Origin of the sequence: Anaeromyxobacter dehalogenans 2CP-1 (genome assembly GCF_000022145.1) — a bacterium.
Taxonomy (GTDB): Bacteria; Myxococcota; Myxococcia; order Myxococcales; family Anaeromyxobacteraceae; genus Anaeromyxobacter; species Anaeromyxobacter dehalogenans.
This window is the reverse complement of record NC_011891.1, coordinates 3,763,309-3,775,691: the sequence shown is the minus strand read 5'-3', so window position 1 is coordinate 3,775,691 and position 12,383 is coordinate 3,763,309. Positions and strand designations below refer to the sequence as shown.

Annotated in this window: 6 protein-coding genes; 3 read left to right on the top strand and 3 right to left on the bottom strand. The window is 74.9% G+C overall.

The genetic code is table 11. The features are described from left to right. The first annotated feature begins 155 nt into the window (after positions 1-155). Both A2CP1_RS17030 and A2CP1_RS17025 read left to right on the top strand, forming a co-directional pair. Entirely contained in the window at positions 156-857 is a 702-nt protein-coding gene (locus tag A2CP1_RS17030; RefSeq protein ID WP_015934526.1) for a YsnF/AvaK domain-containing protein, read from the top strand. Between the two features lie 215 nt (positions 858-1,072). After that, positions 1,073-1,549: a DUF421 domain-containing protein gene (locus A2CP1_RS17025; RefSeq protein ID WP_015934525.1), complete on the top strand. Its 477-nt coding sequence runs from the start codon at positions 1,073-1,075 to the stop codon at positions 1,547-1,549. 19 nt (positions 1,550-1,568) lie between these two features. Here A2CP1_RS17025 and A2CP1_RS17020 read toward each other — a convergent pair whose 3' ends face one another. Further along, on the bottom strand, positions 1,569-1,823 hold the full coding sequence (locus tag A2CP1_RS17020) for a hypothetical protein (protein ID WP_015934524.1): 255 nt from the start codon (positions 1,821-1,823) through the stop codon (positions 1,569-1,571). Between the two features lie 178 nt (positions 1,824-2,001). Between A2CP1_RS17020 and A2CP1_RS17015 the strand changes: the two genes are divergently transcribed. Beyond that, a complete protein-coding gene (locus tag A2CP1_RS17015) occupies positions 2,002-2,739 on the top strand; it encodes a hypothetical protein (protein ID WP_015934523.1) in 738 nt (245 codons plus the stop codon). A gap of 25 nt (positions 2,740-2,764) precedes the next feature. Here A2CP1_RS17015 and A2CP1_RS17010 read toward each other — a convergent pair whose 3' ends face one another. Together A2CP1_RS17010 and A2CP1_RS23975 are read right to left on the bottom strand one after the other, a co-directional pair. After that, entirely contained in the window at positions 2,765-3,853 is a 1,089-nt protein-coding gene (locus tag A2CP1_RS17010) for a fatty acid desaturase family protein (protein WP_015934522.1), read from the bottom strand. Between the two features lie 23 nt (positions 3,854-3,876). Next, complete coding sequence (locus A2CP1_RS23975; RefSeq protein ID WP_280959879.1) at positions 3,877-12,147, bottom strand: glycoside hydrolase family 94 protein; 8,271 nt, start codon at positions 12,145-12,147, stop codon at positions 3,877-3,879. Positions 12,148-12,383 lie beyond the last annotated feature (236 nt).

Sequence of the window (12,383 nt, the reverse complement as noted above, 5' to 3'; positions counted from 1 at the left end):
GCGGGGCGATCTCCTGCCCGGCGCACCGGCCTGCCGCGGGCGGTCCTGCCGACGCCCTCCCGACTCACCCGGTCGCCAGCCCGGTCGCGGCTCGCGCCGCAGGGCAGGCCGCTTGCCCAGGCATAAGCAGCATTTGAGGCCGGGAGGGACGACAGATGAACGACCGCTGGATGGTGCAGGACGGGATGACGGTTCTGAGCAGCGATGGGGAAAAGCTCGGCAAGGTGGTCGCGAAGGACGACCGGAGCTTCACGGTGGAGAAGGGCATCTTCTTCCCGAAGGACTACATCGCCAGGTACGACGAGATCAGCGGGATCACCGACGACGAGATCCGGCTCGCCATGACCAAGGACGCCTTCATCGCGATGCGCGAGCGGGGGGACTACGGGTTCACCGACACCCGCGACACCACGCGGACCAGCGCCGAGGACATCCGGGTACCGGTGCACGAGGAGGAGCTCGACGTCCTGAAGCGCGAGCGGGATGCCGGCGAGGTCCGGCTCCGCAAGGACGTCGTGACCGAGACCAAGCACGTCGACGTTCCCGTGACGCGCGAGGTGGTCCACGTGGAGCGCACGCCGGCGACCGGCGAGCGCGCCATGAGCGCGGGGGAGAGGGCGTTCGAGAAGGACAGCGTCTCGGTCCCGGTCCACGAGGAGGAGGTCGAGATCCGCAAGCGCCCCGTCGTCAAGGAGGAGGTCCGGCTCCGCAAGGAGCGCGTGACCGAGCAGCGAGCGGCTGACGAGGACCTGCGCAAGGAGCGCATCCGCGTCGAGGGCGAGGGTGGAGCGAGCGTCCGCAGGGACGAGCCCGGCGCGTTCTCGCCGAGGCGCGAGGACGACGACGAGCTGCCGTGACCGGTGGGCAGGACCGGAGTCCCCCCCGCCACGGTGCGCCGTGGCGGGGGGGGAGCCTGGTTCCGCGTGCGAGGCCGTGGATCGGGCCCGCGTCGTCGCGCGACGTGGTACCAGGTGTTCTCGGTCCCGCCGGCATGGGACTGGCGTGCGCGCCGTTTCACGCACGGCGGCAGCCCTCGGCTGCGGCCCACGCCCGGCGGTCGCATCCTTGCACCATGGACAGTGCCCTCTGGCGCCCGGAGCTTCCGCCGTGGGAGGTCGTGTTCCGGGCGGCCTTCGTCTACCTGTTCGTCCAGGTCCTGTTCCGCGTGGTCGGGCGGAAGGAGTTCGCCCGGTGGGGCGTCTCCGACATCGTGCTGCTGTTCCTCGTCACCACCGCCGTCCGGAAGACCCTCGTCGCGGACGACGCGAGCCTCACCACCGCGGTCGTGGCGCTCACCACGCTCGTCGCCCTCGACTGGCTGTTCTCGCTCGTGACGTCTCGGAGCAGGCGCGCGGCCGACCTGCTCGAGGGGAGGATCCGCCAGCTCGTCCGCGACGGCGTGCTACAGCGGGACGTCATGCGGGCGACGCGGGTCTCCGAGGACGAGCTCCTCGCCCACGTGCGGCGGCTCGGGAAGGGGAGCCTCGCGGACGTGAAGGACGCGTACCTGGAGCGGTCGGGCAGCATCACCGTCGTGCTCCGGGCCTGACGGTGGTACGGCGCGTCCCTCAGCGCGCGTGAGAGCGGCGGCGCTGTTCCAGGAGGTCCCGCGCGGCCATCCCCGCCAGGAGCACACCGGTCGTCGCGAGCAGGATCACCGTCGTGACCAGGAGGATGCCCGGCTGCCCGGCGCCCGGCGCCCCGCCCGCCAGGGCCGGGAACGTGCGGCCCGCCTTCAGCAGCATCGCGCTGCCGAGGAAGGCGACCCCCGCGGCAAGCGAGAACGCGAGCGCGCTCCTGGTGAGACTTCCCGGATTCCCCATGACGCCGTCCTGCAGGGCCGAAACCCTGACGCGCGACGAGCGATCTCGTCAGCCTTCCCTCCATAGCGGCCGCAGGGAGCCGGCGCCCAGGGTCGCGAGCGAGCTCGCCGAGCCCGGCGCCGGGGCCGGTGGTTGCCGACTCGAGACGCACCACAGAGATCTGATCGGGGGCAAAACCATGAGAGCGGTGAGCTACGCGGTAGCGTGCACGGCGCTGTTGCTGGGCTGCGCGAGCAGGCAGCAGGCGTCCGAGAGCCCGAACCCTGCGACGCGGGAGGTCGCGTCGGCGCAGGCGCAGTCCCAGGCGGCCTTGAAGCGCGCGCAGGCCGCGCAGGACGCGGCGGCCGAGCAGGCGAAGAGGGCCGCGGCGGCGGAGGCGCAGGTGCGGGAGGATCAGGCGAAGCTGGAGCAGGATCAGATGAAGCTCCGGCAGGAGCAGCTGAAGGCCCAGCAGCTCCAGGCCTCGGCGCAGCAGGAGACCGCCCGGGCAACGCAGGAGACGCAGCGGCACCAGCGGGCGGCCGAGAGCGGGCTCGTCCAGCAGACGGAGCGCAGCGTGCGCGGCCAGCAGCTCGCCGCGGGCGTGGTGACGCAGGTCCGGTCCGACGAGATCGTGCTGCAGCCTCGCGCGGGCGACGTCATGAGGTTCAAGCTGAACGATCGGACGCAGGTCCAGATCGACGGCCGGGTCGCGGCAGCGGACCAGATCCGCGAAGGCGCCGAAGCGCGCGTCGTCTACGAGCCGTCCGCCAACGGGCCGACGGCGGTGACGGTGGCGGTGAACCCTTCGGGCGCCGCCTCGGGGTCCGGGATGGGCAGCGGCGACCGGACGCCTCCTGCGACCGGGACGGGGAGCTCGAGCGAAGGGGCGTCCCCGCCCGCGCCGACGTCGCCGCCGCCCGGGACGACCAGGTAAGTCGCCCGGCGGTCCGGGCGGTCCCTCACGCCGGCACCGGCGCGCCCAGGGCGCGCAGGTGCCGGTGGTGCGCGGCGATGGCCGCCCCGAGCGACGGCTCCGCGCGGTAGGGGATCCCGTGCGCGCGGCACGTCTCCTCCACGATCGTCGCGAGCGCCGGGTAGCGGACGTGGCAGACGCCGGGGAAGAGGTGGTGCTCGATCTGGAAGTTGAGGCCGCCCAGGTACCAGGCGAGGACCCGGCTCGAGCGCGCGAAGTCCACGGTCGTCCGGACCTGGTGCTCGGCCCAGGCCGCGGGCATGCGGCCGTCTGCGGCGGGCGCGTCGTGGAACTGCGCGCCGGAGACCGCGTGCGCGAGCTGGAAGACCACCGCCATGACCACCCCGAGCACGAGCGAACCGAGCACGAAGAAGGCCACGGGCCACGCGCTCCCGTGGACGAGGACCGGGACGACAAGCGCCCAGCCGAGGAACGTGGCCTTGCCGGCGACCACGGCGGCGAGCTCGCGCCCGCGCGGCCGCGGGTACGGATGGCCGCCGATCGTCCCGCGGACGAGGTCCACGACGTCGTCCACCAGCCACCACTTCAGCGAGAGCACGCCGTACAGCGGCCAGGCGTACGCGCCCTGGAAGCGGTGGAGGGCGCGGCGGCGCTGTGCGCCGGCGAGCCGGAGGAACGGCTCGGCGTCGATGTCGGCGTCCAGGCCGGCGACGTTGGTGTAGGTGTGGTGCTGCACGTTGTGCTTGAAGCGCCAGACGTACGAGCTCGCGCCGATGAAGTCGAGCGCGAGCCCGACGGCGCGGTTCACGCGGGGCGACCGCGAGTAGGCGCCGTGGTTGGCGTCGTGCATGACCGAGAAGCCGATCCCGGCGGTCGCCAGCGCGATCGAGACGGTGAGGCCGATCGCGAGCCACGCCGAGACGTCCCCCCAGGCGAGGAGCAGCGCATACGAGGCGCCGAACCAGCCGAAGATGGCGGCCGTCTTCACGTGCATCGCGCGGCCCCCCTGCGCCGGCTCGCCCGTCGCCGCGAAGTACGCCGCGACGCGGCGCTTCAGGTCCGCGTGGAACCCGTCGTCGCGTGGGAAGCGGGCGCGGAGGGCCGATGCCGTCATGGGCAATACATGGACAGGGGATGTCACGCGGGTGTCACCGCGGTCGGCCCCGTCAGCTCGCCGCGCTGGCCGGCCGCCCCCATCACCACCAGGACCTCGTGCGTGCGGCCGTCGTCGGCGAGCGCGAAGGCGGACGGATCGACCGCGACGCCGTCCAGCACGGCGAGCGCGATCCCGCGGCACCGCCGCTCGGGGTTCGCGACCGTGATCTCGTACCGCGTCGCGCCGAGGCGCCAGGTGATCCCGTACTCGGGCCACGACGCCGGGATGCACGGATCCAGCTCGAACGTCCCGCCGTGCCTGCGCAGCCCGAGGATGCTCTCCAGCCCGGCGCGGTACAGCCAGCCGGCCGAGCCCGTGTACCAGGTCCAGCCGGCGCGCCCTGCGTGCTCGGGGTGGGCGCAGACGTCGCCGGCGACGGCGTAGGGCTCTCCCCGGTAGCGCGCGACGTCCGCGGCGGTGCGGGTGTGGTTCACGGGGTTCAGCATGTGGAACAGCTCGGCCGCCTCGTCTCCGCTCCCGAGCTTCGCGAGCGCCATCACCACCCACGCGGCGGCGTGCGTGTACTGCCCGCCGTTCTCGCGCACGCCGGGCGGATAGCCCTTGATGTAGCCGGGTTCCTGCGTCGAGCGGTCGAACGGCGGCGCGAGCAGCAGGACCACCTGGGCGCCGCGCCGCACCAGGTGCGTCCGGACGGAGTCCATCGCGCGATCGGCGAAGCGCGCCGGGGCGACGCCGGAGAGCACGGCCCACGACTGGGCGATCGAGTCGATGGAGCACTCGTCGTTCTCCGCCGAGCCGAGCGGCGCGCCGTCGTCGTAGTAGCCGCGCCGGTACCACTCCCCGTCCCAGCTCCGCTCGAGCGCCGAGCCGAGCCGGGCCGCCTCGGCGCGGTAGCGCGCGGCGCGGTCGGCCTCGCCGCGGGCTGCGCACAGCGGGGCGAAGCCGGAGAGGACGGCGTGGAGGAAGAAGCCGAGCCAGACGCTCTCGCCGCGGCCCTCGCTCCCCACGCGGTTCATCCCGTCGTTCCAGTCGCCCGTCCCCATGAGCGGCAGGCCGTGGACTCCCGAGGTGAGCCCGCGCTCGAGGGCGCGCACGCAGTGCTCGAACAGCGAGGCCTGCTCGTCCGACCCGCGCGGCTGGGCGTAGGCGTCGGGCGCGCCCGGCGCGAGCGGTTCGCCCTCGAGGAACGGCACGCGCTCGTCGAGCACGCCGGCGTCGCCCGTCGTCTCGACGTAGTGCGCCACCGCGTACGGCAGCCACACGAGGTCGTCCGAGCACCGGGTGCGCGTCCCGCGCCCGCCCGGCGGATGCCACCAGTGCTGGACGTCCCCCTCGCGGAACTGGCGCGCGGCCGCCCGCAGGAGGTGCGCGCGCACGAGCGCCGGGCGCGCCATCGCGAGCGCCATCGCGTCCTGCAGCTGATCCCTGAACCCGAACGCGCCGCCGGGCTGGTGGTAGCCGGTCCGGGCCCACATGCGGCAGGAGAGGTCCTGGAGGAGGAGCCACCGGTTCATGAGGACGTCGAAGGAGTCGTCGGGCGTGCGGACCTGCACCGCGCCGAGCGTCTCCTCCCACGCCGCCGTCACGGCGGCGAGCGCGGCGTCGGCGGCCTCGGGGCGGCCGTGGCGTGCGACGAGCGCCCGGACGTGCGCGACGTCCCGCCCCTCGCCGACGAGGAACACGATGCGCCGGGTCTCGCCCGGCTGGAGCACGACGCCGACCTGCAGCGCCGCGCACGGATCGAGCCCCGCGCCGAAGCGCGCGGGGAGCGCCGCGAGGCCGAGCGCCGCGGGCTGGCCCAGCGAGCCGTTCCGGCCGAGGAAGGCGGTGCGGTCGCCAGTCGCGGACCGGAGCGCCTCGCTCGCGTGGGCGAACGCGACGCGGCCGGCGAACTCGTGGTTCCAGGCGTTCGTGGCGAGGACCGCGCCGCTCCCGGCGTCCTGCCCGGTGACGACGTGCAGGCTCTGGCCGGCCTGCGGAGGGCCGAGGACCCACTCGACGTAGGAGAAGACCGACAGGGACCGCGCGACGCCGCTCTCGTTCGTGAGCGTGAGGAGCGAGAGCTTCACCGGGTCCGCGGCGTCCACGAAGACGTCGAGCGCGTGCCGGACGCCGCTCGCCGCCCGCTCGAAGCGGGTCGCGCCCGCGGCGTGGCGGATCACGAACCGGCCGGACGCGGCGGTCCGGGGCAGCGGCCCCGGGGTGGGCGACCACGCCTCGCCGGTCTCGTCGTCGCGGACGAGGATCGCCTCGGAGGTGGGATCGCTCACCGGGTCGTTCGCGAACGGGGTGAGGCGGTTCTCGCGGCTGTTCTCGGACCAGGTGAACGACGCGCCCGACGCCGTGACCACCGTGCCGAAGGCGGGGTTCGCGAGGACGTTCGCCCAGGGGAGCGGCGTCTCCTCGGCGCCCTCGAGGACGATCACGTACTCGCGCCCGCCGCCGGCGAAGCCGCCCAGGCCGTTCCAGAGCGCGAGCGGGGGGACCTCGGGCTGCGCGGCCGCCGCGAGCGCGGGCCCCCGCCTCCCGGCCCGCGGGAGCGCGAGCGGCGCCGGCTCGCGCGATCCCTGCGCGGCGTCGAGCTGCTGCGCGAGGGAGCCGGCTCCGCCCGTGAGCACGGCCCGCGCCACCCCGCAGAGGAGGAGGCGCTCGGCCTCGGTCATCCGGTCTCCGCGCAGCAGGTACGCGCCGCCCGGCGTGTGCTTCCACGTCCGCCACGGTCCGTCGTCGAGGAGCGCCGCGAGCTGCGCGTGCATCTCGTCGAGGTAGCTCACCGGGTGCTCGTTCAGGAGCACGACGTCCGCGCGGAGCCCCTTCAGGCGCCAGTACTCCTGCGCCTGGAGGACCTGCCGGACCAGCGCGAGATCCGCGTCCGAGGCGATGCGCACGAGCAGGACCGGGAGGTCCCCGGAGACGCCGTGTGCCCAGAGGCCTTCCTGGCCGAGCGCGTTTCGCGCGAGGAGCTCCGGGCCGGCGCGGAGCGAGGCGTCGGCGTAGAGCACGCGCGAGGCCAGGCGCTCGAAGAGGAGCGCCTCCTCGCTCGAGATGCCGAGGTGGTGGAGCCTGCTCCGGGCGTGCGCGAACGCGAGCGCGAAGGTCCGGGCGGCGGCGGTGGGGTCGTGGTACCGCTGCGCGAGCGCGAGGGCGGTCTCGCGGCTGGAGGCGACGCCGGTCGCGAACGACAGCCTCACCACGCCGCCCGGCGCGAGCCGCACGCGCTGCCGCAGGCTCACGATGGGGTCGAGCAGGATGCCCGTGGTGCCGGAGAGCGCGCGCCCGTCGAGCGCCACGGGATCCTCGGGGTCGCGCCCGCGGCCGAGGAAGCGCTCGCGGTCGCTCTCCCACTCCACCGGCCCCTGGGTCCGGCCCTCCTGGCCGATGACGTGCACCGCGAAGACCTCGGCCTCCTCCGGGGCGCGCCGCCGCCGCCGGCAGACGAGCGCGCTGCACTCCGCGACGTACTCCGTCTCGACGAAGAGCTTGCCGAAGGCGGGGTGCGCCAGGTCGTCGGCGCCCGGCGCGAGGACGATCTCGGCGTAGCTCGTCACCTCGAGCTCGCGGGCGCGGTCGCCGTGGTTCGTCACCTCGAGCCGCCGCACCTCGACGTCGTCCTCGGGCGAGACGGCGACGTCGAGGCGCGTCCCGATGTCGTCGTCCGTCCGCTGGAACGCCGCCTTGTCGATCGTGAACGTGACCACGTCGTCCCCGCCGGCCCGCGCGGTCGGCTGGTGCGTCGCGGACCAGACGCGGCCGCTGCGGACGTCGCGGAGGTAGAGGTACTGGCCGCCGAGGTCGCGCGTCGCGTCCTGCCGCCACCTCGTGACGGCGCGGTCGCGGCAGAAGCTCGCGCCGCCGCCCGCGTTCGTGACGACGGCGGTGTAGCTCCCGTTCGAGAGGAACTGCGCGTGCGGGAAGGTGGTGTCGGGCGAGCGGAAGCGGCGGGCGGCCGCCGGCGGGATCGGCGCGGCGACGCGCGCCACCTCGTCCGGCCGCGGCCGGATGACCGCCGCGTGGCGCGGCACGCGCTCCTGGAGGAGCAGCTCCGTCGCCTGCACCCGGCGATCGGCGTGGAAGCGCTCCACCATGCGGTTCCCCTGGAGCGCGCCCGCGATGGCCGCGAGCGTCATCCCCTGGTGGTGGGCGAGGTAGGTCCGGACGATCGTCCCCCCGCGATCGGCGCGCCCCGGCGCGGCGTCCGTCTCCTCCGGATGCCGGGGGGTGTAGTCCACCGCGTCGAAGTACCCGTACGCGCCGAGGAGGCCTTCTCGCTCGAGGCGGCGCAGGTTCTCCGCCGCCGCGGTGGGGTGGACGAGCGCGGCGAGCGCGGTGGCGTACGGCGCGACCACGAGCTCGTCCGCGAGGCCGCGCTTCAGGCCGAGCCCCGGGACGCCGAACGCCTTGTACTGGTAGTTGCCGTGGTGATCGACGAGGTCGTAGGCCGACTCGGAGATCCCCCATGGCCTGCCGCGCTCGGCTGCGTAGTCCCGCTGTCGCCGCACCGCCAGCCGGCAGCTCTCGTCGAGCAGGGTGTCGGGGTAGCTGCGCAGGAGGAGCAGCGGCATCAGGTACTCGAACATCGTCGCGCTCCAGGACAGGAGCGCCGGGCTGCCGTGCACGCTGGTGACCGCGCGGCCGAGGTGGAACCAGTGCTTCTCCGGGACGTCGCCCTTCGCGATGGCGATGAAGCTGGCGAGGCGGGCCTCCGAGGCGAGCAGGTCGTAGTGCGCGGGATCGAGCCGGCCGGGCCCCTCCGCGTCGGCGGGGCGGTAGCCGATCGCGAACAGGCTCCGGCGGGGATCGTAGAGGAAGCGGAAGCTCATGCCATCGGCGAACGCCGCGGCGCGCGCCGCCAGGTCCTCGAGCCGCGCCGGCGCGGCGCCGGGCCCAGCGCCGGGCGGTCCGGGCCCGCGCGCGAGCGCGCGGAGCCCCTCGGCCACCGCGACGAGCGCGCCGGCGAGGTTGCCGCTGTCCACGGTCGAGACGTAGCGCGGCGGGAGCGGCGCCAGGCTCGCGGTGTCGTACCAGTTGAAGAGGTGCCCCTCGAGCCGCTCCAGCCCCTCCATGGTGGTGAGGGTGGCGTCGATCCGCCGGAGGAGCTCGCCGGTCGGGATGATGCCGAGGTCGTGCGCGGCCAGCGTGGAGAGGAGCCCCATCCCGATGTTCGTCGGCGAGGTCCGGTGCGCGACGCGGTCCGGCGCCTCCTGGAAATTGTCCGCGGGCAGGTGGTGGTCGTCCGGCCCCATGAACGCGTCGAAGTACCTCCAGGTCGCGCGCGCGACGCCGAGCAGGAAGCGACGGTCCTCCTCCCCGAGCTCGCGGTCGCGCGCCGCGATCGGCTGCGAGAGCCGGTGCGCGACGAGCGGCGCGAGCGCCCACAGCAGGAGCAGCGGGGCGGCCGGGAGCAGCGCTGCGGGCCGCAGCGCGGAGACGAGGATCCCGCCGGCGAGCGCGATCGCAGGGCCCGCGGCCATGCCGGCGAGGAAGGACCGCGCCTCGAGCCCGGCGCCGCGCGCGGCGCTGGCGGCGGCGGTCTCCCACTCGAGCAGGCCGCGCCGCGTGACGGTGAGCCGGACCAGCGTGACCGCGATCGCGTGCACCATCGCGAACGCCTGGTTCGCGAGGAACGTGACCTGCAGGAGGACGCGGGCCGAGGTGGCGACCGCGTCGTCGGCGAGCGCGCGCAGGAAGGCCCGGACCGGCTGGTGGCGCCTCGGGCCGCGGAGGGCCGCGAGCGCGAGCGGGAGCAGCGGGAGCGCGACGGACGCCAGGACCGCGGCCGTCCAGAGCGCCGGGCTGCCCGGGAGCGCGGTCCACGCGGCGAGGAGGAGGACGACCGTCGCGGGCGCGAGCAGCGCGCGCCGCAGGTTGTCGAAGATCTTCCAGCGGGAGATGAGCGGGAGGCGATTCCTCGCGAGGCCCGCCGTCGTCCGCACGAACGGCAGGAGCCAGCCGAGGATCTGCCAGTCGCCGCGCGTCCAGCGGTGCTGGCGGCGCGCGTGGGCGAGGACGCTCGAGGGGTAGTCGTCCACGACCTCGACGTCGGTCACGAGCCCGGTGCGGGCGTGGAGGCCCTCGAACAGATCGTGGGAGAGGAGGGTGTTGTCCGGGACGCGTCCCTCGAGCGCCGCGGTGAAGGCGTCCACGTCGTAGAGGCCCTTGCCGGTGAAGCTGCCCTCGCCGAACAGGTCCTGGTAGGTGTCGGAGACCGCGGTGGTATACGGATCCACGCCGGTGTGGCCGGCGAAGATCCGCGCGAAGCGCGAGCTGGCCGCGCTCGCGGTCGTGACGCTGACCCGCGGCTGCAGGACCCCGTAGCCCTCGGTGACGCGGCCGGAGCGCGGGTCGAGCACGGGCCGGTTGAGCGGATGCGCGATGATGCCGACGAGCGTCTTCGCCCCGTCTCGCGGGAGGCGCGTGTCGGAGTCGAGCGTGATGCAGTAGCGCACGCGCTGCAGGACGCCGACGTCGCCGACCTGCACGTCGTAGCTCGTGTCCGTCGCGCCGCGGAGCAGCCGGTTCAGCTCCTGGAGCTTCCCGCGCTTGCGCTCCCACCCCATCCACACGTCCTCGGCCGCGTTCCAGCGGCGCGCGCGATGGAACAGGAAGAACCGGTCGTCCCGGCCGTCGCCGAGGCGGGCGTTCAGCGCCGCGATCCCGCTCCGGGCGGCCGCGAGGATCCCCGCGTCCGCGGGCGCGGCCTCGGACTCGGCGTCGGCGAAGTCCCCGAGGATCGCGAAGTGGACGTGCGGGTCGAGGTTCCCGAGCGCGAGAACCTCGAGGTGCTCGAGCTGCCGCTCGACGCCCTCGACGCTCGTGAGCAGCGTCGGGACGACCACGAGCGTCCGCGCGTCCTCGGGGATCCCGCCGGCCAGGTCGAGGCGGGGGAGGCGCCGGGGCGGAGCGAGGCGCGCGGCCAGGCGCTGGACGAGCGCGACGGCCACCTCGCTCGCCGGAAGGAGGAGGAGCAGCGCCACCGCGAGCGACGCCGGCGCGGAGGCGCCGGCGCGGTGCGCGTACGCCAGCCCGGCGAGGACGAGCGCCGCCGTCGCGACCGCGATCCCGCCGAGGTAGGCGGCGGTCGCGTGGGCGAACGCGAACCGCCGGAGCCGCTTCCTCGGGCCCGGGCGCCAGGCCACGTCCACCTCGAGCTCGCGGCGCTCCTTCCCGATGAGGTGGGACCCGACGTGCGCCGCGCGCGCGCCCGGCCCCCCGGCCTCCGCCGCCTCCCGCGCGCTCTCGACCGCGCGGAGCGCGACGCGGACCTGGGCCTCCCCGGTGGGCTCTGCGAGCTCCTCGACCGCCTGGCGGTAGCGGTCGCGGGTGAGGAAGTCCATGCGCGCGTGGACGCCCGCGGGATCTCGCTGCAGCACCCGCTCCACCAGGCTCACGCCCTCGACGAAGCTGGTCCAGTCGAGCGTCGCGCAGAGGCGCAGGCTCGTGACCACGTTCGCCACCGAGACCTGGGCGACGGCCTCGTGCTGGTGCTCGCTCCGGATCGCCTCCTCCGCCGTCCGGCGGTCCGCGGCGAGGTGCCGGTCGAGGTCGCTCCGGACGGACGAGAGGCGGGGCCCGTACTCGCGCAGGCGCTGGAGGAGCTGCACGACGAGCGCCGGGTGCAGCACGCGCGGCAGGGGCGGCGCGGAGCCGTGTCCCGCGGCGTCGAAGCGCGCCAGGTAGGCGTCGGCGGCCCGCCGGGCGGCGCGGGCGACGAGCGCCTCGTCCGCGAGGCGCCGCAGGTTCTCCACGAGCGCCAGCTTGACCATGCTCGGCCAGGCCCAGAGCTCGCCGATGGTGAGCGGCGCGACCGTCTGGAACGCGTCGAGCCAGCGCACGAGCTGGGCGCGGTCGAGGCGGCTGTCGCTGTGGCGGATGAGCTCGACCGCGAGCGCGTAGACGCGGGCGTTCCCCGCCTCCTCGCGGGCGGCGAGCTTGGGCAGCTCGCGGTAGTAGCGCCGCGGGAGGTTGTGGCGGACGTCGCGGCTCTCGGACGCGACGAGGTGGTAGTTGTCGAGGAGCCACTCGGCGGCGGGCGTGACGAACTCGCCGCGGCGCACGTCCCCGGCGAGCGAGCGATAGCCGTCGCGCAGCGCCCGGACGTTGTCCTCGAAGCGCGGCAGGACGGTCCGCGCCGCGCGGCCCGACGGGTCCACCGTGAAGCGCGCGGCGAGCGAGCGGGCGCGCTCGTCGAGCCGCTCGAGGCTGAGCAGCTCGTCGCGGAACGGCTTCAGGGGGGCGGCGACCGCGCCGCCGCGCGACCGGCCGAAGAAGGACGACTCGAGCCTGGACGCCACGAACAATGCACCCTCCCGGGACGCAGTCGGCGCGTCATCGGGAGAGATGCGGCGGGCTGTGCAGGAGATCTAACACGGCGCGCGCGGCAGCGCCGGGCCGCTCCCCCCGCGCCCGGCGACGGGCGAAGGGCGAAGCGCGGGCAGGGCCGCGCGCCGCGCGCTAGGAGATCAGGGCCGCCTCGAATCGAAGCCGTTGCTCCGCCGCGAGGCCGCCGGAGGGCGACGGACATGACCGC

What these genes read in the sequence shown, in the direction of transcription:
- A2CP1_RS17030 (WP_015934526.1), top strand. Translation starts at nt 156, where the DNA reads ATGAACGACCGCTGGATGGTGCAGGACGGGATGACGGTTCTGAGCAGC.
- A2CP1_RS17020 (WP_015934524.1), bottom strand. Translation starts at nt 1,823, where the DNA reads ATGGGGAATCCGGGAAGTCTCACCAGGAGCGCGCTCGCGTTCTCGCTT.
- A2CP1_RS17015 (WP_015934523.1), top strand. Translation starts at nt 2,002, where the DNA reads ATGAGAGCGGTGAGCTACGCGGTAGCGTGCACGGCGCTGTTGCTGGGC.
- A2CP1_RS17010 (WP_015934522.1), bottom strand. Translation starts at nt 3,853, where the DNA reads ATGACGGCATCGGCCCTCCGCGCCCGCTTCCCACGCGACGACGGGTTC.
- A2CP1_RS17025 (WP_015934525.1), top strand. Translation starts at nt 1,073, where the DNA reads ATGGACAGTGCCCTCTGGCGCCCGGAGCTTCCGCCGTGGGAGGTCGTG.